The 19,998-nt window shown below is 56.2% G+C and carries 17 protein-coding genes; 6 read left to right on the forward strand and 11 right to left on the reverse strand.

Annotation, left to right across the window (positions count from 1 at the left end):
- Positions 1–10: 10 nt before the first annotated feature.
- From IE099_RS04680 to IE099_RS04700, 5 genes are all read right to left on the reverse strand, one after another.
- Positions 11–1,666, reverse strand: a complete 1,656-nt coding sequence (locus IE099_RS04680; RefSeq protein WP_189567782.1) for a hypothetical protein — start codon at positions 1,664–1,666, stop codon at positions 11–13.
- Positions 1,663–2,619, reverse strand: a complete 957-nt coding sequence (locus tag IE099_RS04685; protein WP_189567784.1) for an ABC transporter ATP-binding protein — start codon at positions 2,617–2,619, stop codon at positions 1,663–1,665. The genes IE099_RS04680 and IE099_RS04685 overlap by 4 nt, the downstream gene beginning before the upstream one ends.
- Positions 2,619–3,566, reverse strand: coding sequence for a hypothetical protein (locus tag IE099_RS04690; protein WP_189567786.1), 948 nt, complete (start codon positions 3,564–3,566; stop codon positions 2,619–2,621). The genes IE099_RS04685 and IE099_RS04690 overlap by 1 nt, the downstream gene beginning before the upstream one ends.
- A 64-nt stretch (positions 3,567–3,630) precedes the next feature.
- Positions 3,631–5,220, reverse strand: coding sequence for a cytochrome-c peroxidase (locus IE099_RS04695; protein WP_229809387.1), 1,590 nt, complete (start codon positions 5,218–5,220; stop codon positions 3,631–3,633).
- 215 nt (positions 5,221–5,435) lie between these two features.
- Positions 5,436–6,203: a hypothetical protein gene (locus IE099_RS04700; RefSeq protein WP_189567788.1), complete on the reverse strand. Its 768-nt coding sequence runs from the start codon at positions 6,201–6,203 to the stop codon at positions 5,436–5,438.
- 120 nt (positions 6,204–6,323) lie between these two features.
- On the opposite strand from IE099_RS04700, the gene IE099_RS04705 reads away from it, so the two are divergent.
- The 5 genes from IE099_RS04705 to IE099_RS04725 all read left to right on the forward strand — a co-directional run bounded on the left by IE099_RS04705 (position 6,324) and on the right by IE099_RS04725 (position 12,475).
- Positions 6,324–6,701 (forward strand): GntR family transcriptional regulator, encoded by a 378-nt coding sequence (locus IE099_RS04705; protein WP_189567790.1) that lies wholly within the window; start codon positions 6,324–6,326, stop codon positions 6,699–6,701.
- A complete protein-coding gene (locus tag IE099_RS04710) occupies positions 6,698–7,621 on the forward strand; it encodes an ABC transporter ATP-binding protein (RefSeq protein WP_189567792.1) in 924 nt (307 codons plus the stop codon). Before IE099_RS04705 ends, IE099_RS04710 begins: the two co-directional genes overlap by 4 nt.
- Positions 7,618–8,634 carry a hypothetical protein gene (locus IE099_RS04715; RefSeq protein WP_189567794.1) on the forward strand — a complete coding sequence of 339 codons (1,017 nt, stop codon included), beginning with the start codon at positions 7,618–7,620 and terminating at the stop codon, positions 8,632–8,634. Before IE099_RS04710 ends, IE099_RS04715 begins: the two co-directional genes overlap by 4 nt.
- Positions 8,635–8,657: 23 nt before the next feature.
- The gene (locus tag IE099_RS04720) at positions 8,658–10,106 is read left to right on the forward strand and encodes a hypothetical protein (RefSeq protein ID WP_189567796.1); all 1,449 of its coding nucleotides are present in this window, start codon (positions 8,658–8,660) and stop codon (positions 10,104–10,106) included.
- A 101-nt stretch (positions 10,107–10,207) separates the two neighbouring features.
- A complete protein-coding gene (locus IE099_RS04725) occupies positions 10,208–12,475 on the forward strand; it encodes a hypothetical protein (RefSeq protein WP_189567798.1) in 2,268 nt (755 codons plus the stop codon).
- A 1-nt stretch (position 12,476) separates the two neighbouring features.
- On the opposite strand, the gene IE099_RS04730 is transcribed toward IE099_RS04725, so the two are convergent.
- From IE099_RS04730 to IE099_RS04740, 3 genes are read right to left on the reverse strand one after another with little or no spacing between them, the layout of a single operon-like run.
- On the reverse strand, positions 12,477–12,863 hold the full coding sequence (locus IE099_RS04730; RefSeq protein ID WP_189567800.1) for a hypothetical protein: 387 nt from the start codon (positions 12,861–12,863) through the stop codon (positions 12,477–12,479).
- Positions 12,860–13,426: an RNA polymerase sigma factor gene (locus tag IE099_RS04735; protein WP_189567802.1), complete on the reverse strand. Its 567-nt coding sequence runs from the start codon at positions 13,424–13,426 to the stop codon at positions 12,860–12,862. Before IE099_RS04735 ends, IE099_RS04730 begins: the two co-directional genes overlap by 4 nt.
- Before the next feature lie 9 nt (positions 13,427–13,435).
- Positions 13,436–14,302: a hypothetical protein gene (locus IE099_RS04740; protein ID WP_189567803.1), complete on the reverse strand. Its 867-nt coding sequence runs from the start codon at positions 14,300–14,302 to the stop codon at positions 13,436–13,438.
- 157 nt (positions 14,303–14,459) lie between these two features.
- Here IE099_RS04740 and IE099_RS04745 point away from each other — a divergent pair, with 157 nt between their 5' ends.
- Positions 14,460–15,773 (forward strand): putative DNA modification/repair radical SAM protein, encoded by a 1,314-nt coding sequence (locus IE099_RS04745; RefSeq protein ID WP_189567805.1) that lies wholly within the window; start codon positions 14,460–14,462, stop codon positions 15,771–15,773.
- Positions 15,774–16,154: 381 nt separating this feature from the next.
- On the opposite strand, the gene IE099_RS04750 is transcribed toward IE099_RS04745, so the two are convergent.
- From IE099_RS04750 to IE099_RS04760, 3 genes are read right to left on the reverse strand one after another with little or no spacing between them, the layout of a single operon-like run.
- A complete protein-coding gene (locus tag IE099_RS04750; RefSeq protein ID WP_189567807.1) occupies positions 16,155–17,411 on the reverse strand; it encodes an NAD(P)/FAD-dependent oxidoreductase in 1,257 nt (418 codons plus the stop codon).
- Positions 17,412–17,423: 12 nt separating this feature from the next.
- Positions 17,424–19,001 carry an aldehyde dehydrogenase (NADP(+)) gene (locus IE099_RS04755; protein ID WP_189567809.1) on the reverse strand — a complete coding sequence of 526 codons (1,578 nt, stop codon included), beginning with the start codon at positions 18,999–19,001 and terminating at the stop codon, positions 17,424–17,426.
- Between the two features lie 21 nt (positions 19,002–19,022).
- Positions 19,023–19,997 (reverse strand): proline racemase family protein, encoded by a 975-nt coding sequence (locus tag IE099_RS04760; RefSeq protein WP_189567812.1) that lies wholly within the window; start codon positions 19,995–19,997, stop codon positions 19,023–19,025.
- Position 19,998 lies beyond the last annotated feature (1 nt).

Consider the following 19,998-nt stretch of genomic DNA (forward strand, 5'->3'; position numbering starts at 1 on the left):
ACTCGCTTTCCTATTGCACGCTTACCTCTCGTAACGCTTTCTTCTGTTGACGACTGGCGGCAATCAACCGAACTGCCCCAAAAAGAAGAAGACACTGCCAAAACCAAAACGCGGGAGGTGCGGCTCGTTCGACGTCACGGGGGAAGTCGGCAATGGAGACTTCGTTGATTGCCGCTAGCACGGGACCGGCTAGGGGCGAAATCGATCCGATCCAAATCGCGGGAACCCGGAGAGCTTCGTTGCTAACCGCCATAACCACCCCAATCAAAATTGGCACCACTCCTAACAAGATGAAAACCAGCGTCCCCGCGCGACGCCCTTTCCATTCTAGAATCGCCTGCCAGCCGAAACCGGCAGTAACCAGAGAGAGTGCAAAGGCGACGGCTGAAAAGACCTTCACTTCACCAAAGAACCAATGGGACTCAATGATGTTCTTCGTGAAGACGAACCAGCCAATCGTCCCCAAAAGAATCATCACCCCTGCCCACCAGAAGCTGGACGACGAGTCCCCGAAGAACGGCAGCCGCTTTTGCCCTAGCTTGTGAACCCGTCGCCAGCCGCGCACCTGAGTATCATACTCCGGAGTGATGACCACCAACAGGATGAGCAAGAGGGTCAGAGTCACTACCCCATAGACCCCGGCCATCAGCACCGCCTCCATCGCTTCCGGCTCCCAAATGGGATCCACGAAGCGATTGAACATGCCTCCCAAATTGCGCGAAGGAAAAAGGTCGCCCCCCGCAATCAAAGGAAGAGCATTCCCCAGCAACAGAATCTGAATCCAGGCAAACAAGGCAACGGACCAAACTTTCCCCAGAAGGTGAGACTCCGACAACTTCCACCTCCGCCAGACCATCACCACCGCCGCGAGTGAGAAAACGCCCTGCGACAAAAGGGTGAACACCGCCTGAGGCAAATTGAGGTTGAAGAAGCGGGCAGGCGGGAGGAGTCGCTGCGCGGTCTCCACCACCGCCCCCGCGTCCTGCGGAACGAGGTAGGGAAGACTCTCTTCGAAAATGGGATAGAGGGTGAGATACTTGAAGTAGACGAGACCGAACTTCGCAATCTGCGGGACGACCGTGTAGAGAAAGAAGATTGCGCCCATCGACACGAGAAAGGCCCAGCGGCGATTCTTCAACACCGTTCCCGCGACCAGGCCGGTGAGATGATAGAGAATCACGGAGGACAAGACGCCACCATAAAGCTGCCCCGCGACAAAGAGCGGAATCTGCCCCTCCCAGAACGACCAAATGGTAAAGGGCAGAGTCGACAGAAAAAGAACGTATTCGCGAATGGGCAAACCGAAGAGATAGCCAAAGGTTTTTGCCAAAGGAGACATCGGAGCAAGCCGCTGGTAATCAATCACGCCCTCATCCCCTTCCGCAGTCATCCCTCCCGCCACTTGTCCGGTACCGAGAAAGAACAGAATGATGCCCTGAATCACCAGGATGGGAATCACCGGAATACGGGCGGCATCGATGGGGTCCAGTTCGTGCAACGCGATTGCCCGGGCCAAGGCAAAGGCGAATCCTGTGACAATCAAGGTCATCATCAACATCACTCCCAAGCCCTTGGGTCGCAACCGGGACTTGCAATAGCGGCGAAAAATCGGGTTCGCCCAGAGGGCCCAAACGGGCTTTTGTTTTCGGTCAGCTGCTGCTCTCATTCCTCCAGAGGGGTTTCGTTTCCTTCCGCCACTTCCACGAGGATTTCCTCAAAGGACGCTCGTTTCTCTTCCAAAGTTTTCACCGCAAAGCCCGCCCGAACACAGTCCGCCAACAGCTGGACCTGCGCTTCATCGTCGCCGACGAAGTCGAACTTCACCGCGCCTTCTTCTTGGACCAACTCGCTCACTCCTTCGCGAGCTGTCAGCCAAGAGAACAACTCCCCGGTGGTTCCCAAAACCTTCATCGTCATCTCGCGACGATCGCTACCCAGTTCGGATCGGACTTCTTCCGCTGTGCCGGAAGCCAAGAGCTTTCCTTGATTCATCACGATGATGGAGCTGCACATCTCCGCCAACTCGCTGAGAATATGCGAGCTCACCAAAACCGTCACTCCTTCCCTCGCGAGACTTTGCAAAGTCAGCCGCAGCTCGCGGCGCGAAAGCGGATCGAGGCCGCTCGCAGGCTCGTCGAGAATCATCACTTGCGGCTCGTGGAGAAGCGTCTTGGCCAGTACCAGTCGCTGCGTTTGCCCGCGCGAAAGCTTGCGACACCAGGCATTGCGCTTGGCGGTGAGATTGACCCGGGCGAGGCATTCATCCACCCGCGCCCTCCTCTGTGCTTTGTTGCCCAGGGCGTGGGTGTCGGCATGAAACTCCAGAAACTCCCCCAGCTTCAGATCCGAGGGCACGGGTGCCAAATCCGGCATGTATCCTAACAGCTTGCGCACCTTGGCGGTCTCCTCAAGAACATCGAGTCCACACATCGAGACCTCGCCGTAGGTGGGCTCCATCAGGGTGGCGAGCACTTTGAAGGTGCTGGTCTTACCCGCGCCATTCGGCCCCACCAGACCCACTACTTTCCCGCGCGGAATCTTCAGGCTCAACCCGTCGACCGCGACAAAGTCACCGTAGTCCACCCTCAGGTCGTGGACCTCTAAAGCGTAATCAGACATCAGTCAAAAAGGTCGTCTTCGAAGAGGTCCCAGTCCGCAGGCAGCTTCAGCCCCACCTCCTGCAATTCGCGATTAGCTTCTTCCCGTTGTTCGGCCTGATAGGATTGATACTGCGCCTGCTGCTCCGGCCGGAGGAGGGACATCACTTCAGCATTGCGTTGCGCCACACTGAGCCCTCCTTGGGTGCCCTGCATCCCATCAACCACCATTCCCTCCTCGTAGTCGCCTGAGCCTCTGGCAAAAAGCAAGAAGGCCGCATCCTGCTGGGAAACATCCAAGTCCACCACCTCGTGCAAGCGATGCAACTTTCGATTGGCCTCGCTGGTCACATTTTCGGAGCGCTCCACCAATCGCTCGGCTTTGTATTCGGCCAACTTTTCCCCCGACAACTCGCTTTCCATGAAGTCATCCAAATCCCCAAACTCGGCATTCTCCTCAGTGGCCCGGATGAAGTCCTCAAAATCACTTTCCTCGTCCTCCAGCACCATGCGAAATTTCTCTGCATTGACTTGCGACTCTGCCGCCATCCAGTCCTCCAAGCGCGCTTGCTGAATCTTAGTGAGGTCATATTTACGCGCCATCTCTCCGGCGATCTCCTCCGAACGACGCTTTTCCTCCTTCAATCTCATCCGTTCCATCAAGGGCGAAATATCAGCGAGGTAAGGCTTGGTCAGCGCGAAGACATCATCCAGATCCACCTCGCGCCCAGCTCGGATATCGGCCGCAATGTCGCGCGCAGCTTGTCCAGAGGCCAAATCGCCACGCCGCCGCTCCGCCTCCAGCACCGCCAAGCGGTTGCGGGCGGACTTCAGCTCATGCCGTTGAATCTCCAGTTGCTCCGCCGCGGAGTCCTTTTCCGGAGGCAGGCTCGACTTGAAGAGCATCCCTCCCACCAGGCCAATCACGACCCCTATGACTATTCCGGCAACTTGCTTAATCGAACTCACAACGTCTTATCAACGAAGCATCGACTTTCTTTCGTGCGGAAAAAGGAAAAAGCACCGCCCCTCCCTAATCGGGGACCGGAAGCCCACTCGGCACCGCTGTCGGCTCCTCCGCGCTCAAGTCCAAAGTATCCGGATCGGTGAGGGCGTGCAGAAAAGCGATCACTTGCGCAATCTCGCTTTCCGAAAGCTCCACCGGCATCAACTCGTTGGCCTCCGCAATCGCCTGACGGGAGGGCGCATAGTTCATCACCGCCAAGTCGATGGCATCGAGGTCCACCCGCGAGGCCAGCACCAGCTGTGAAGCATCATAATTGGCCAAGGACTTTTCTGGATTCAGATGATGGCGCACCACCGCCTCCAAGGTCGCGTAGGCTCCCGCGTGACCGTAGGGCCCTGTCAGCGCGACATTGCGCAAGGTCGGCGTACGAAAGCGAAATTTGTCCTCCACATTTCCCGTCACGCCCCAGCGTCCCCAGTCTTCCAGACCACTGACCCCGTGACCTTTTCCGGGTCCCACCTGCGGCATCGCAATGGCATGAAAACTCTGATCGGTCTGCATCACTCCGCTATGGCATTGCGCGCATCCCGCCTTGCCATAGAACAACTTCATCCCCGCCATTTCCTCTGCATCGAGAGCATCACTATCACCTCGCAAGAAGCGGTCGAAGGGACTGTTATCTGATCGAAAGACCGCCGCCTCATACGCGCCAATCGCTTTGGCCGCATGGACAAAGGTGATGTCGTCGGCGTCGATCACATCGGGGATCACCGCTTGGAACTGGCTCACATAGGCCGGAATCGCCTGCAGCCGCGCGGCCAAGGCGTTCCACAACGCGGTCCAATCTTCCTCTGCGGCAAAGTCCGCAATCTCATTCTCGCCTGCCTGCCCCGCCATCTCGGTCGGAGAGGTCACCGGAAACATCGCCTGCACAGCAAGGGCACTGTCCAAACCCGATGGCAAGCTCGCCCCTGCCGGATTCTGGTAACCACTCGGCTCGGCGGGGTCCACGCTGATGCGACCATCATGAAACATCACCGTCATCTCCCTGGCTCCCATCGTGAAGATATGGGGAGCATTACGCGGAACACGCTCATGAATGGCATCGCCGGCCACGCCCGTATTCCGCAAGAGCCCCAGCCCCGTTGCGCCCTCCCCAACCGGCAGCGAAAGCGCATCGCCAGTCGCCAGGTCGGTGTGATGGCAGGTCGCACAAGAAATGTTGCGATTGCCGCTCAACTCTTTGTCCCAGAACAAATCACGGCCCAAGTCGATCAGCTCGGGATCCGGCGCTCCCGCATCGGGAAAAGAAGTGTCTCGCAACGCGAAGCCGGAACCCTCCGCCCCCACTCCTCCCGGAGTCTGAACAACCCGATGCATCCGATAGAACTCCCGCGGCTTCCTCGACCCGGGCAAGAGAACCTCGGTGAGAGGACCCTCCTGGTAGCAAAAATTGGCCAACGACCATTTCTCCAAAGCCTCCGAACGCCAGATCTCGTAGAGACTACTAGCCGTCCCGGTCTCGTCCGTGAATTCCAACCTCGTTTGCTCACTCCCGGTGATCGCCAGGCTCTCTATGCGAACATCCTGAGCCTGAAGCAACCCAGCAAAGACCATCCCTAAGACGAACAGTCCACTCTCTCGCAATCGACTCATCTCCGCAAAGCACCAACTCTACCCTCTTTACCGAGAAAGAACTGCGCAGTTTTTATCAGAAACTACGTGTATCGTGAGGTCTGAGCGAACCTTACGAAAATGATAAAATCCCGAAATAGTCCGCGACCGAACCGCCTCTTGCGAAGAGAAAATCCCTACTCAAGAGGACAAAACCACCCGCACTTTTTCACGAAAATCGAGAGAGCAAGAAGCACCTACCGGATGGCTTCAACCAAGGCGGACTGCGCCTCAGCTTGCTTCATCGCAAACTCATCGAAGAGAGCCATCTCCGCATTGAACAACTCGATATCATCATCATTTTCGAAAAGAATCTGATCGTTCTCCGTATCCCATTCCCAAGTGCCCTTGGACTCTTCAAGCATATTCAAGACCCGCACGGAGGAATCACAAATTTCGATATCACACTGTCGAATGGTGGCAAACGGAGTGAAAATTTTGGCGAGCTTTCTGCGAACTCCAGTCTCGAAGTCACGCCGCTCATCGCCCTCATAATTGATCTGATCGAGGGCCTTCTTGACCTCCGCTGGACGATTCTTCTGTTCTGCGATCATTTGCTCATTGAACTCCTTATACTCCTCCAAAAGAGCGCGCCGTTCGTCGTAGTCATCAGCCTCTTCCAAAGTGCTCCAGTCGATAGCTTCGACAAACTTCTCAACGAACTCATCCAGTTTGGCCAAATCTTCGCCAGAGTCATCTTCGAGGGCGGAAACAGCTCGAATCGCCTCACCCAACTTTCCGCCCATCTTGTCTGCGGCTGCATTTACCGAGTCCCGATGCGCCTCCAAGTCCTCCGCAGTGACCCCCGGACCGTCTTCATTGCTCAAGGAGGCCTCCAATTTACTGGCAAACTCACTCTGTGCCTCCTCCATCTCCTGCAAAGCCTCACGGTCAACTTGACGATCATTTTCCTCACAAGAAGCAAGAGCGAAAAGAGGTAATAGAAAGAGGAGCGTTGGTTTCATGAATTTTCAGGCGAAAGCTATCAAAGAATAAGTGAAAGGCGAGCCCTGTTGGGGAAAAAGATATTTTAAATTGACGCGTTCTAGGTGTTACACTATTCGTGTTACACCTCAATTTTCGGCATGCTTCCTTTCTCCCTCCAGCTCAAAGATGGCTTCCCCGTCTCAGAACAAATTCTGAGCGCGGTGCGCAAAGCGGTCCTCACTGGACAGTTGAAGGAAGGCGATCTCTTTCCCTCCGTCCGTTCTCTTAGCCAGGAACTCACCATTAGCCCCACCACCGCCCACAAGGTCGTGAGCCAGCTCAAGTCTGCTGGTTATCTGGTGGCCCGCCCCGGAATCGGCATGGTGGTCGGGGTGCCTGACCTCCCGAACAAGTCGGAACGCATCAATCTCCTCTCTCCCGCCTGCCAAGACCTCTTGGCGCAAGCCCAAGAACTGGGACTCGACCTTGACGACGTCCTCACTGCCCTTCGCAACAACCATCGCAAATCATCATGAGCTCAATCATTGAACTGGAAAATCTGACGAAGAACTTCCGCAAGTCTCCTGCGGTCAACGACCTTTCGCTCTCCATTCCAGAGGGAGCAGTCACGGCCTTTCTCGGGCCTAATGGCGCAGGAAAGACCACGACCATCAAGTGCCTACTCAACCTTCAAGTTCCGGACTCCGGCCAGGCAAAAATCCTCGGCTGTGATTCGCGCAAGCTCGGCCCGAAACAGCTCCAACGCATCGGCTACGTTTCGGAGAATCAGCAACTGCCCAGCTGGATGAACGTGACCCAGCTCCTCGACTATCTCCGGCCGATGTATCCCGATTGGGACCGGGAGTTCGAAAAGAAACTGCTGCGCGAGTTCAACATCCCGCTCAAAACCAAACTCCGCTCTCTCTCGCGTGGACAAAGAATGAAGGCGGCCCTCCTCTCCAGCCTCGCCTATCGCCCCCAGGTGGTTGTTCTCGACGAACCCTTCTCGGGACTCGATCCCTTGGTCCGCGACGAGTTTCTTCATGGCCTGTTAGAGCTCACCGAGGTGGAAGGCTGGTCCGTCCTCATCTCCTCCCATGACATTGAGGAGGTGCAACGACTCTGTGACCGCGTCACCATTCTCAATCGCGGTCATCTCGAGCTCAACGAATCAACCGATGAACTGTTAGAACGCTTTCGCAAAGTCACCGTCAATTTCCCCGATAGCAAAAACCTTCCCGCAGGCCTTCCCGCCACCTGGAGCGACTTCCAGGTCTCGGGCCGCACCATTCGCTTCATCGACCATCGCTTTCACACCACCACTCTACCCGAGCAGATCGGGAAGCACTTTCCCGATGCCCTCACCCACGAGGTCCAGCCCCTCACCCTGCGGGAAATCTTCGTGGTCTTCGCCAAGTCCTTTCGCCTACCCAACAACCCGCCTAGCCAATCATGAAACTTCTCATTCATCAATGCGCCCACGAGTTTCGAAAGCACTGGGTCCTCGTCATTTGCTTCGTCGCTTTGTTCGCCCTGGGACAACAGCAAGTGATCTCTAACTCCTCGCAGGATTGGTCCATCGCGGAATCGCTCGCTTACTTCCTGAATGCCGCTACCTTTCTACTCTTTTCCTTTCTTGTGGCGGCACCCTTTCTCGCCGACTCGCTTGCCAAGCACGACCGCCATCTCACCACCCGTCCGCTCTCCCGGACATCCCTGTATGGAGGAAAGGCTCTCTTCATCTTCGCGGGAGTCATCCTTCCCGTCCTTGTCACCAATGCGCTGGTCTCGCTCTATTTCGGCGAGATCTCTACCATTCTCCGAACTCTCACCGCCGACTGGCTACTCGTTCTCACTGCACTCGCGCTGCTTATTGCCTCCTTCACCGTGCATCAACGTTCGGCACTCACTTGCGTCCTCTCCGCTCTCCTTACCCTCTTCTTTCTAACAGGGCTCTGGGGGCTTTTTGATTGGCTTCAAAGACGCACCTTCTTCTTCCGAACCACTTGGTTCGACCTTCCCCCCACTCCCACCGCACTTTTCCTCGGCTCACTCATTTTCTCTCTAGGTCTTCTCGCGCTGGCAGCCAAGGCCATCCGCACCCCTATCAGATGGCCACACCTTTTTCTTCTTCAGTTCGGTCTTTGTCTCGTCACCCTCTTCGCGGTCAACCAACTCTCTCGACACGATTTTCGACCCCCACTCCCCCATCAGAAGGAAGTCGCTCACATTCTCCTGCAGTCGGAACAGCCCATTGAAGTTCAAACCCGCTTCGGTGAATTCGTCCCGCCTATCAATCGACAACCGGTGGCGATATCACTGCCTCCTACGATTCAAGAAAAGCTCGCCAGTCGCTTTCCCTTTGCGGACTTCACCTACTTCGCCCTGTATTCGACCCGATCGACTCTGCGTCGCTTGAGCTATCTCCCGGTTTCACCCGCCTCATCCAAAAGGATTTCCCCCAAGTAAAAACCCTTGTCCCAATTTCCGAAATGACAAAAGGAAAGTGGCACAACAGCAGGTCCTTCTTCGACCCCTTCCCAACCCGAGAAACAGTCACCGATACGGGGTTCGATCTCCCGGTGGGAAATTGGACAACGAAGGCCATCATCCCCTTGGGTTCCGACTCTCCCAATCGGAGAAGTGCTCTGCGTCTCCTCAACTACGAATGGAGGGAGGACAGACACTTCGAGGTAACCCTCCAACAGAGCCATGTCCCGACCCTCCTTCTCAATCCCGAAAGAGTCATCGCAGCCTCCCCCGACTACCTTTGTGGAGTCTATCTCCCCGAGCACCAGCTCATTCAGTTCGGGCGAATCATAAGGGACAATCTCGCGATTCATTCCAATCTTTTCTATCGCAATCAACTTCGCATCTACTTCGACGATCTCCCCAAAGGTTCCTTCCAGGCCAAGGAAGCCCAACTCGTTATCTTCCACTCAACTGAAATCGGAGCCGTTTCGATTCCCTTTCAAAAAGTTTTCCCCGCCTTTGTTCCGAGTGGACGAAATCACCGCAAGCAGTGGACTAAACCTGACGAAAAACTCTACCACAGTGGCGAACTGGCACTTTGGATTCGCAAGCACCGTCCCTCGCCCGAGGCCTCGCCAAGTGAGGTCACCCGCTTTCTCGAGGATTACGCACGATTGGATTTCTTTTCTCACCAGCAGTTTTTCTGGGAGATAGAGAGGATCGCGCCCTTGTTCGCCCCCCTAGTAGAAAATCACTTGCCACTGTTTCTCAACCAGATTGCTGTCTTCGATCATCACTCGGGCCACAATCGGGTCTTCGCGCGCGCGATCTCCTTGGGGGCGACTCCCGAGCAAAAACAAGCAGTCGTCGAGGCTGCCTGGAAGACCCCCTTGCTGATGAACTGCTTGCTCGAGCGCGGATGGTATCAGGAAGGTGAAAAGGTCTTCCGAAAGCATCTCCTCAAGATGAATAGCGGTTCCGAATATCAACTCGCTGCATTGAGAGGCTTGCTCGCTGGGAAAAATCCGTCGAATGACCGCCTTCTCCTCGAACTGGTCGCAGAATACCCGTCCTCTCATTTCCTTCATCACATTGTTCGCACCCCTCACCTAAATGATGCGCTTCAGAAGTCCTCTCTTTCGACCTGGCAGCCCCCTCTCTTCGCCCTCCCTCCCTCCCGAACCTCAGAGAGTCTGCCTCCCAAGCTCACCCTCGCGCTCACGCTCGGCGACGAAAACGCCCTCCCCGACCTCTTCGCAATTCTTCGCTTTGCGCGGAAGACTGATCGTAGTGCGAGTATCGAGAATCATCTGCAAGGCTTATTCCTACCTCCCAACAACCTCCCTGACCTTCTCGATAACCAAGAATTGATAGGCTGGATCCTAAAACATGATCCTGCCGACTTCCAGTTCGATCCCGTCCTCCGACGTTTCATCCTCCGCTCTAACAACTCTAAGAATTCAAACTGATGACGACTTTCTTCAATCAATGGAAATGGGATTTCCGGAGAATTTTCCCCCTTTGGGGCCCGTGGATACTCTCACTCCTTCTCATCGGGGTAGGTAGATATATGGCGCTGGACGATGATACAAACTACTCCTCTTTACAGATTCTGTGGCTCAGGTCGCTCGACTCATTCGTCACCTTGATCGGCGCCCTCTTGACTTTCCTGGCTCTCTTCACCACGCCCTTCGGCGAGGAGTGTCACCATTGGCGAACCTTGCCAATTTACTCGTCTAAGCTCGTTTGGGAAAAGGCGACCTTCCTCATTCTCCTGATCATCCTCCCCCTCATCGCCTTCTTCACTCTTCCCTTAGCCTTCTTCATTCCCAGTTGGGTCTTCGTTCAACAGTCCTCTCTTCTCGTTACCGCATTCAGTTTCTATCTCATTTCCTGGGTCGCTCTTCTGTGTGGAATCTCCCCCCGACCGGTCGTCGTCTTGTTTTGGGCTTTTGGAGCCATCGTCACCTTCATTGCCATTCAGACCGGGCTCGGCCTCCTTCTCAACCCCGGACCTCCCCGTTTGCGAATCTCTGAATCTCCCTTGCGCCCCCTGCTGCTATCGAGCGCTTTGCTTTTGATCGCCTGGATTGCGACAGCCCGTTACCGAAAGCCAAAGTTTGCCACCTACTTGGCAGTCCTCGCCCTCATGGTCTACTCCACCAGTGGACTGCTGTGGAATTTTCGCTACTTTAAGCCCCGCGAACCCAATGAGATCGCGCCTCAGAAACTCGACCTCAGGGTGCTTGCCGAGAACGAGCAGCCAAGTCCGGAGGAAGTGCGAATCGCACCCCAGTTCGCGGCCAAGGTTCCGTTTGGGCAAATGCTCATGCCCTACCGTGTCGACTGCTCCACCGATGGCTCCCGAATCTCCAAGAGCATCAAGAATCGGCTCCAGCTTTCTCCCCAACTGGCGCGCATCCTTCCTGCCCAGTTGAATACCGATCACCTGATTGCCGACGACTGCATCCTCCCCAGCGAATGGACCAACCAAATCCCTGTCCCCATCGATCTCAAGGGTTCCTACCTCGGCATCTTAATCAAACCAGAGCTAGTGGCAACTCTCCCTTTGCAAAGACAAGTAACCCGTCTCATTGACGACAGCACCCGATTGAAAGTGATCTCAATCGACGAAGATGAAGGCAACTTGAGGCTTCACTTATCAGGTCTCCTCACCTCCTTGGAACGCCACCAATACGACGAATTTCCTGATTCCAACTCGCTATCAATTACCCAGAATCCCCTCGGTCTTTTGCTAAAGGACTCCGCCACCGGCACCCTATATCAATGCCCTTATCAATTCGTAGGCATGAACCACAGCTCGAGCCCGATTCGAAAAGCCAAGTTCTCCTGCACACTCAGCGAAGAGGACCTGCGCTCTCTTCAAGCGCAGTATCCCTCTCAAAACCTCTTCTCTCAGTTAGAGCTTCTTGTGTTCACCTACCAACAGGTGGGGTCAGTGCAAGGCAACTTTGCGCGTGAAAACTGGCGTCCTTTCGGCACTAGCCCAGAGAAGCCACAGGAAACCGATAACGATGAAAAAATCAGATGGTCCATTGCGGAGCTGCCTCAGCAAGCATCCCAAAGCGAAGTCGCAGACTACCTCGACAGCATTCTCTATGACTTGCCGGATCGCCCTGACAAATCGGAACTCTTCTTGGCTAAACAAAAATACGCCGCGGTCGGAGAAGAGCACCTTGCCAGCTTGATCAATCACCTTCCAGTCTTCCCACCAGCGCAACAACTCGCACATCAAACGGTCAAGCGGCATGCCAATGAAACCCACCTCCCAGCCCTTCTAACAGCCCTCCAGCGCGACCCGTCTCTAGCCAATCTCTTCTCGGAGAAAGGATGGTCCCAAGAAGCGGCGCCCGTTCTAACTGAACTGATTCGAAACCGAGTCCCCATCCCCGACGACTCCATCGCAGAGGTCATTGTCATCGTGGCTTCCCAAGAAGATCCCGCAACCTATCCGGACCTCGCCTGGCTCTTTACGCAAGCGGGATACAAGCACGCCGAGTTGGCAAAAGTGCTCGAGGAGCTCCCCGGCTTCCCCCTCGCAGAGACCATTGAGCAAGCCTGGCTCGTCCACCTCCATGCCCGAAAGGCCAATCCTGAAGAATTGGGATACCTCGCGGCCAAGCAGGGAAATCGCGAGGCCCTTCGCCGCCTCATCACCTCCGTGGTGCTCGAAGAATCCGCCTCACACTCGGGCCGCTACAAGTGGCTGGAGAAAGTCATCGACGAGAATTATGGTGAAGACCTCGCAGACTGGAGCCACCAGAACTTCGAACGACTCCAGTTCGACTCCCAGCGCCAACGCTTCGTCCTCCCCTAGCCTACGACTGTTCTTCGGGCAGAGAAGGGAAGCGGGAGAGGAGGAAGGAGGTGGTTTTGCGGGCGGTGTTTTGCAGGGCAACCGCTTCTTTCTCCAAAGGAGTTTGGCGAAAGACTTTCTGGGGAGAGATGGTGGGAACCGATAATGAGGCGTTCGCTTCGACCGTCTGCCGTGCGCCGGATTCACTCGGCAGGGATGGGCTCGAAATTTTCCACATCACCGCAACAACGATCACATGGACCGCAACCGTCGCGCAAGAAAGCCAAGCGGCAAAGGGACGCTTCTTACCCTGAGGCAGGTTGGCTTGAATTCGGGTATCCAGTCCCGGGCGGGGCACTTCCTGAGGGTGCTCTTGGCGAAGGTGATTCTCGAGGTCTGACAGATTCATGGGCTAATGGATTCGGGGTGAAGCTGGGTTTGGGGAATGAGTTCGGCGGGGTCTATTTTTTCCCGCAAGGTGGCGCGGGCACGGTGGAGGAGAACCTTGGTGGCGGATTCTGACTTCTGAATCGAACAAGCGATTTCACCTAAAGGCAGATCCTCTCTGTATTGCAACCAAAGGGCAGTGAAAGCGACGGGCTTGAGGTGGAGTCGGGCGAGATGCCAGAGGTGGGGACCCAAGTGCCGGTCCCCTTCAGCATCGACCAAACTTTCGGCTGGCGGAAGAGGCTCGGCGGGCTTCTTTTTCCTCCAGGCCCGAATCGCCTCGCGCCGTGCAATGGTGTAGAGCCAGGGAAGAAAACACTGCGAGGAATCATAACGAGCAATGGACTTAAAAACGCGCAGAAAAGTTTCCTGGGTATAGTCCTCGGCATCCTGGGTCGCATTCCCCGAGCTGCGATGAAAGGCGAAGATGCGCTTGTGATGCCGGGTCACGAGTACGTTGAAAGCCGCGCGGTCTCCTTTTTGAGCACGCGCGGCGAGTTCTTCGTCTGATTCCGGATTCGACAAGTCTGCGGACTACTCTTTCAAGGTCTGGAGGTATTCCAAGAGGCCGACCAGATGCTTGGAAGGCATCTTGACGGTAGCAACGACCTTGGTCTTGTCGTCGCCTTGCGCAACCTCACTCTCGAGGCCGTAGTCATCGATGGCAGGAATGCTCCCTTCGACCATAGCCAGCAAACCATCGACCATTCGGCTCATTCGTTTGGCGAGCTTGGCGTCATCAGTCGAAATCTTGAGCGTGGCGATCATGGCTTCTTCCGCTTCGTCCATTCGCATGGTCACCGACTTGGCCTCTTTGAAGATCTCCATGTCTTCATCTTCAATCTCCATCTTCGAGAGATTGGCGAGACCGAACATCAGAGGAGCACCCTCCGCGTCTCCCTTGCCCATGGGCTCCTTGACCCCTGCGAAAACGTCCAAGGCATGCTTGAGGTGCTTGGTTTTTTCCGAAATGGCCAAAAGGTCGGCCTTCACGAAGACACCATGCTGGGTTTTGCCTTTGTCGTCCCAGCTATGAACCTGAAAGCCCTGATAGTCGCTCACTTCATGCTCATCCGCTCCACCTATCACATCCACCAAATGCGCCCGATCGAACTCGCCATGAATGAGTACCACCGCATTGTCACCCTCACCAAACAGCGTCACGGCAGCCAGGTCTTCCATGGGATCGAAGGCAAAGATTCGGGTCATCGCCTTCAACTCTTTCCCGGCTTCTTGCTCCACCAGTGCTTTCAGCTCTTCGCCGATTTCGGTCGTGCGCACGGCATCGACATCAGCGTGAAGATACCATTGGGCGGCAGCGGGAATCTGGTCGAAGTCAATAGGGGAAGCGAAGTTGCTGGCGGTGAGGGCCGCGAGAGTGAGCAGTGTCTTTTTCATCATAACAACCAAGACTAACCTTCCCCGCCGGACGAGGTTACATTTGCGGAATCATTTTTTCCTAAAGGAAGAACCATCGCTGCACCCGATGAGCGATTTCGGGCTTTAGAACTTGATCTTTCACTCGTTTGAACAACTATTCAGAGTAACACTTCTCTCTGTGGACCTCAAAAACAAACTCTCAATTCTCGCCGATGCGGCGAAGTATGATGCTTCCTGCGCGAGTAGCGGTACTGACAAGCGGGATTCTTCGGGAAAGAATTCCAAAGCCTTGGGCTCATCAGGCGGAGCGGGGATTTGTCACAGCTACGCTCCGGACGGACGTTGTATTTCTTTGCTGAAAATCCTGCTTACCAATGCCTGCATCTACGATTGCCACTACTGCATCAACCGGCGTTCCAGCGATACTCCCCGTGCCCGTTTCACTCCCCAAGAGGTGGTGAAATTGACCTTGGACTTTTATAAACGAAACTACATCGAAGGGCTTTTTCTCAGCTCGGGAATCATTCGCAATCCCGACTACACGATGGAGCAGGTGGTGGAGATCGCCCGCAGTCTGCGGGTGGACCACCAGTTTCGCGGTTACATTCATCTCAAGACCATCCCCGAGGCTTCGCAGGAATTGATCGAGGCGGCGGGCAAATACGCGGATCGCATCAGCATCAATATTGAACTGCCAACCCAAAAGAGTCTTGAGACCTTGGCCCCGGAAAAAAATTTGCGCCGCACGCGCCAAGCCATGGGAGGCATTCGATTGCGGATTGAGGAAAACAAAGAGGCCCGCCGTGACAAGACGGTCTCCCGCGCCAGCAAGCCCGCCGCCTTTTCCCCGGCAGGCCAGTCGACGCAAATGATCATCGGAGCCGATGAGGCCAACGACCACGAGATTCTTCACCGAAGTAACGACCTGTATAGTAGTTACAAGCTACGGCGGGTCTACTACTCGGCCTACAGCCCGATTCCTGACTCCTCACCGATTCTCCCCGCCAAATCGCCGCCTCTCATTCGCGAACATCGACTCTATCAGGCCGACTGGTTGTTGCGGTTCTATGGATACTCGGTCGGCGAGATTGCCAATGCGGAACATCCCACGCTCGACCTCGAGATGGACCCCAAGCTCTCTTGGGCCTTGCGCAATCGCACCTTGTTTCCAGTCGATATCAACCGGGCCCCCAAGGACACTCTGCTCCGTATTCCCGGAATCGGGGTGAGGTCGGTCCAGCGGATTCTGACCAGCCGCAGGCATCACGCTCTCCGCTTGCAAGACCTGCAAACGCTCGGAGTTTCGCTCAAGAAGTGTCGACCGTTTCTCACCACCCTCGATTATCACCCCGCGCCGAGCCTGTTAGAGGGAGATCAGTTGAGGCGACTCTTTCTTCCCCCACCCGCCCAGCTGGAGTTGGACTTCGCCAGCAAGACAGAGCCCAAAACAACTCCAGAGATCGCAAAAAGCGCAGCTACCGGCGAACTTTAAGGGAGCCTGCACATTCCGCTCCTTGGGCAGAGCCTTGGGGTCTCATAGCCTTCGTCGGAAAAGGTTCGTGGCTGACGGTTCGGCTTGAACGAACCGTCCCAGGGACAGGCATGTCCCTGCTCCATCGTTAGGGCTGTTTTGATAAAACAGCCGCGAAGGTTCGGGGAAGGTCCCCAGGCCTCCAGCCGTCGTCCGTGAGATGGTGAGGCGAACGGCCCTCAACTCTCGCGGTCCTTTTGCAAAAAGGACCCTACCGGAGCAGGGACATTTCGGTCTTTGGGCAGAGCCTTGGGGTCTCAGAGCCTTCGTCGGAAAGGGGTCGTGGCTGACGGTTCGGCTTGGACGAACCGTCCCAGGGACAGGAATGTCCCTGCTCCATTGTTATCCGAAACGGGTTGGTTCGAGAGCAGTCAGATCGATGGGAGAGGCTTCTCCCGAGACGAGCTTTTCCACCAGCCAACCAGTCACTGGAGCGAGACTCAGCCCCATCATGGAATGCCCAGTCGCTACGATGACCCGCTCTTGATTCGAAAGCCTCCCAAGATAAGGAAGTCCATCAGGCGAACATGGGCGCAGCCCCACCCACGGCTCGATCCCTTCAAAATCAGCCGGCGAGAAATCGGGATAAAAGCGGCAGAAGGATTCGATGATACCCTGTAGGCGAGCCGGGCTCAGTGACGTATCCGAACCACAGATCTCCATCGTCCCCGCTACACGCAAAGTCTTCCCCATCGGAGTCACCGCCACGCGCCCTTCTTTGAGAAGACTACAGAGTTGCAACGCTTTTTTGGGCTCCTTGAGCGTCAAGCTATAGCCCTTTCCTCCCTGCATGGGAATCTTGAGACCCAGTTTCCGAGCAAGCTCGAGCGAAGCCATTCCCCCAGCCAGAACCACTTTTCCGCCTTCGACGAGAGTCCCTGTAGCGGTCTTGACTCCGATCACTTGTTCGCCTTCATAGGCAAAACCGACGACTTCTTCCTCAAGAAAGGTTCCTCCATTCGCGACAATGGCTTTTCGCAAAGCCTCTACAAAATCCAGGGGAGAAAGATGACAGTCCTGCTTGAACCACACGCCCCCGAGGGCCTCGACACTGGCACCCGGTTCGAAATCCTTGAGCCGGTCCTTGCCAAAAATTTCGACATCCAAACCCAAGCGGATCGCATCCTTGGCAACTTCCGCTTCCTCATCGAGACCCTTCTCCGACTGACAGAGCATGAGAAGACCTCGCTCTTCCAAGTGAAAACCTCTCTCCCTTGCCAATTCCACGTGAAGACGACGGCTCTCCAGTCCGATGTCCCGCAAGAGGTGCTCGCTACGCTGCACGTGGCCGGCATTGGCATGGCGAAAGAAAAGCCACACCCAACGGGCCAGGTCGAAATCCAAACGCGGACGCAGGAAGAAGGGACTCTTGGGATCGAGCATCCACTTCATCCCCTGACTGATCACGCCCGGAGCGGCGAGCGGAATGAAGTGACTGGGCACGATCATGCCCGCATTGCCCTCCGAACAACCGGAGAGCAAGGTCGAATCCCTCTCGACCACGGTCACCTGGCGACCAGCCTTAGCCAAGTAGTAGGCGCTGGCCAAGCCGACCACGCCACCACCGACCACCACGACCGAATTTGCGTCCTTTGCCATGTTCGGAATCAATCAGACCGGTTCTTTGCTCAACTGCCCGTCCACCAGACGCCAGATCCCCAGCGGATTGGAGGATTGCAACTCGGCCGGGAGGAGATGCTCCGGCATGCCCTGCCAAGAAACAGAGCGGGTAAAGCGACCGATGGCACGAGTCCCGACCGAACTACTCGAGCCGTCGGAAGTGGCCGGATAGGGTCCCCCGTGAACCATCGACGGACACACGTCCACCCCAGTGGGAAAACCGTTCACGATGAGACGGCCAGCACGACGTGATAAGAGCGAAAGAAGCGGTCCTGCTGCCTTCAAGTCCTCCTCGGTGCCATGAACGCTGGCGGTGAGCTGGCCTTCAAGCGACTCCGCAGCCGCAAGGTAGTCGACATCACTATCGCAATTTACTAACAAGGTGGCGGGCCCAAAAACCTCGGCACTCAAATTTTCATTACTCAGGAACTCGGAAACCTTTGTTTGGAAAACTGCAGGTCCCGCCTGACAGCCACTGGAATCCACCGACGCAATCTGCTCAACCCCTTCCTGGGAGCTCATCTTGCTCACCCCATTACAATAATTCTTCGCAATGCCTTCGTGCAACATGGTCGCCGGAGCCACCGCTCCAAGTCCTTCCGCCACCTTGGCGGCAAAGTCATCAGACCCCTCACCCGTGGTGAAAACCAATCCCGGACTGGTGCAGAATTGACCAACCCCGAGGCTCACTGAACCCACGAGTCCTTCCGCAATCTGAGCTCCACGCTCAGCCATCGCTCCCGGCAGAACGAAAATCGGGTTGATTGAACTCATCTCCGCATAAACCGGAATCGGCACTTCGCGAGCAGCCGCCACATCCATGAGCGCGCGGCCTCCGGCGCGGGAACCAGTGAAACCGATGGCCTTGATGCCCGGATGCTTGGCGAGAGCGGTTCCAAGCTCAATGCCATCATCAAAAATCAAGGAGAAGACTCCCTCGGGCAGCCCACACTTGGCTACTGCAGCTTGAACCGCCTTGCCCACAATCTCGGCTGTGCCCGGGTGAGCGGAATGAGCCCGCACTATGACCGGACAACCTGCTGCCAACGCGCTGGCGGTATCGCCACCCGCAACCGAAAAGGCCAAGGGAAAGTTACTCGCACAAAAGACCGCCACCGGTCCAATCGAACGCTGCATGGAGCGCAAGTCCGGCTTGGGGATCGGTGCCCGATCCGGTTGCGCCAAATCGATGCGCGCATCCACCCACGAGCCCTCTTCGACGAGGTCCGCAAACATCCGCAACTGGCCCACAGTTCTGCCCTTTTCCCCCCGGCAACGGGGCTCGGGCAAGGCGCTCTCCGCCATCATGCGGGGCACAATCTCTTCCTCCACGGCATCGATCTCCTCCGCAATCGCACGCAGTAATTCGGCCCGCACTTTTCCCTCGGCTTCGCCAAAAGTCGCGAAAGCTTCCTCGGCCAGAGCCACGGCCTGATTGACTCCTTCCTCGTTTTCACCATGGAAGACCGTTTCTAATTCTTCTCCCGTAGCGGGGTTCTTGGCCTGCCATGTCCCGCCCGCACCCGCGCCGCGTTGACTTCCGATGATTGAGTATCCTTCCAGTTTCATAAATTTAGATTTTTAGGGTTGTTAGGCTGTATATTCCACGCCGTAGCGATAGGGGTCGTCCTCCCGCAGGATGAATTCGCTTTCAGCCGTGATGTATGCCTGCCCCGTCACGATGGGGGTGATTGTCTCGGGGTCAAGCCGTTGGTAACGACCTTCGAAAGAAGTCCCCAGGATTCCAGCCTGCCGAAAGACCTCTCCTTCTGCCAACTTGCCCTCAGCAGCAAGGCAGGCCAGCTTCGCGCTCGTCCCCGTGCCGCAGGGCGAACGGTCATAAGCTTTGCCCGGGCACATCACGAAGTTCTGGCTATCAGCATCCACTCCCGACTGGGGATAGGCGAAGACTTCCACGTGGTCGATAAGCCCCCCGTCCTTTCCCCGCAGGACTGAAGCATCGAGGGCTTGCCGAACGGCCCAAGTGAAATTCGTAAGCTCTTCGATCTGGCTCTGCCGAACGCTCGGCCCCTGCCCCTCGATTAGGAAAAACCAGTTGCCGCCCCAAGCGACATCCCCAGTCACTTCACCGTAGCCGGGAACGTCCACGGCTGCCTTCGCCAGATAGCGGTAGCTGGGCACATTGCTCACCGTCACCCGACCATCTTCCGCCAGCTCGGCAGTAATGACGCCCACGGTGGATTCCAGCTTGTGGGAACCCGGGCCGATGCGTCCCAAATGAGCAAGAGTCTCGACAACTCCAATGGTCCCATGAAGGCAGCCATTGAGGTATCCCGCATTGTTAAAAAAGACCACCCCAGCGACACAGCTCTCGTCCGCTGGTTCGCAGAGAAAGGCCCCAACCACGGCGTCGAAGCCACGGGGCTCATGGAGAAGAGCACACCGCATCCAGTCGGCATGGTCGCGCAGATATTCTTTGGCCAGGGCTGCTCCCGCCTGTGGAATCTTCGGCCCACCATCAACCACCACGCGGGTAGGCTCTCCCGCGGTGTGCGAATCCACTACCCGGATTCTTTGGGGACGATTGGTTTGTTCGGCGGACATG

The organism is Roseibacillus persicicus (assembly GCF_014651675.1).
GTDB classification, from domain to species: Bacteria; Verrucomicrobiota; Verrucomicrobiia; order Verrucomicrobiales; family Akkermansiaceae; genus Roseibacillus; species Roseibacillus persicicus.

Bases quoted from the DNA above. Each gene is read 5' to 3' on its own strand.
- IE099_RS04685 (WP_189567784.1), bottom strand. From the start codon at position 2,619: ATGTCTGATTACGCTTTAGAGGTCCACGACCTGAGGGTGGACTACGGT.
- IE099_RS04725 (WP_189567798.1), top strand. From the start codon at position 10,208: ATGGCGCTGGACGATGATACAAACTACTCCTCTTTACAGATTCTGTGG.
- IE099_RS04730 (WP_189567800.1), bottom strand. From the start codon at position 12,863: ATGAATCTGTCAGACCTCGAGAATCACCTTCGCCAAGAGCACCCTCAG.
- IE099_RS04705 (WP_189567790.1), top strand. From the start codon at position 6,324: ATGCTTCCTTTCTCCCTCCAGCTCAAAGATGGCTTCCCCGTCTCAGAA.
- IE099_RS04755 (WP_189567809.1), bottom strand. From the start codon at position 19,001: ATGAAACTGGAAGGATACTCAATCATCGGAAGTCAACGCGGCGCGGGT.
- IE099_RS04680 (WP_189567782.1), bottom strand. From the start codon at position 1,666: ATGAGAGCAGCAGCTGACCGAAAACAAAAGCCCGTTTGGGCCCTCTGG.
- IE099_RS04750 (WP_189567807.1), bottom strand. From the start codon at position 17,411: ATGGCAAAGGACGCAAATTCGGTCGTGGTGGTCGGTGGTGGCGTGGTC.
- IE099_RS04760 (WP_189567812.1), bottom strand. From the start codon at position 19,997: ATGTCCGCCGAACAAACCAATCGTCCCCAAAGAATCCGGGTAGTGGAT.
- IE099_RS04715 (WP_189567794.1), top strand. From the start codon at position 7,618: ATGAAACTTCTCATTCATCAATGCGCCCACGAGTTTCGAAAGCACTGG.
- IE099_RS04710 (WP_189567792.1), top strand. From the start codon at position 6,698: ATGAGCTCAATCATTGAACTGGAAAATCTGACGAAGAACTTCCGCAAG.
- IE099_RS04695 (WP_229809387.1), bottom strand. From the start codon at position 5,220: ATGAGTCGATTGCGAGAGAGTGGACTGTTCGTCTTAGGGATGGTCTTT.
- IE099_RS04700 (WP_189567788.1), bottom strand. From the start codon at position 6,203: ATGAAACCAACGCTCCTCTTTCTATTACCTCTTTTCGCTCTTGCTTCT.
- IE099_RS04720 (WP_189567796.1), top strand. From the start codon at position 8,658: ATGACAAAAGGAAAGTGGCACAACAGCAGGTCCTTCTTCGACCCCTTC.
- IE099_RS04740 (WP_189567803.1), bottom strand. From the start codon at position 14,302: ATGATGAAAAAGACACTGCTCACTCTCGCGGCCCTCACCGCCAGCAAC.